Below are 1,182 nucleotides of genomic sequence, written 5' to 3'. Positions count from 1 at the left end.
GGATCCCTATTATTACTTCCAGAGCCCCCTACCCCAGGCCGTTGACGCGCTGATGCTTACCCAGGGCTGGGTACGCTACGAATGGCAGCCCGCAAGCTTTACATTTGACAGGGAAAAACAATTTACGGTCACCGGAAAAGCCACTAATGCTCTTAATAAACCGTTTGCTCAGACAAAAGTGATCGTATTTGGGAACGAGGGAAAGAACGGAACTTTCCTGATGGACACCACCACCAACGATAAGGGCATATTTACACTAACGCGCTTCCCTTATTTTACCAATGACAGCGTCAGCATGGTCATCGAGGCTTTTAATAAAAAGGGGCGGGCCTTTAATATCGGTATCGAATTAAACGAACCCACATTCCCCTCCTACACCGATGCGTCAACCGTCATAGCGCAGCAGAATATTTTACTGGACACCGCTATCGCCCATTTTGTTAATAAGCAAATGGACATCCGTAAACTGATCCGGAAGAACGGCGATTTCCTGGACGAAGTAGTGGTGAAGACAACCGCGGCGATCCCCGGTTCCCAAAACCTGAACAAGAATGGCGGTGCCGACCAGGTGGTCAGTGAAGCAACACTGGATAAAACACCCAAACAAACCCTGCTGGATGTTTTGTACAAACAGGTGAAGGGATTTAGCCTGGGGGCGCTGCCCAAAAGCAGAAACAATAAACTGCTTTATATGATCAACACCAATATTGTGCGGTTTATTATCGACGGGGTCGATCTTCATTTTTTCTTTGATCCGAGAAACACATTCTACGACGACAACGACGACGGCATCAGAGATGGGATCGACTATCGGACTTTCCTGGATAACTACTTAAGATATTTTTCGGCCGAAGACATACGGGCCATCGAGGTCATGAACACTTCAAAATTCAATAGTGCTTACCGTTCTGAGTTTCTAAACATGCAACTGAGAATGCGCTTTAATGCTTCGACCAGGGATTTTTCATTTGTGGAGATCACCACCCGGTCCGGCACCGGTCCTTTCTTAAAGAAAGCGCCAGGCGTTTACCTGTACAAACCGGTGGCCCCGGTGCTGGCAAAACAATTTTACAGCCCGCGCTACACCACACCCGACGAAAAAACCGTTGTGCCGGACCTGCGCACTACCGTATACTGGAACCCGGAGGTCATTACCGATCATAACGGCAAAGCACGGGTCTC

At 48.5% G+C, this 1,182-nt stretch carries 1 pseudogene; it reads left to right on the top strand.

Annotated elements, in window-relative coordinates:
* Positions 1-1,182: pseudogene (locus BLS44_RS26160) on the top strand (hypothetical protein); the annotation flags it as partial.

It is taken from the genome of Niabella drilacis (assembly GCF_900101395.1).
Lineage (GTDB): Bacteria > Bacteroidota > Bacteroidia > Chitinophagales > Chitinophagaceae > Niabella > Niabella drilacis.
This window is presented reverse-complemented; position numbering and strand designations above follow the sequence as displayed.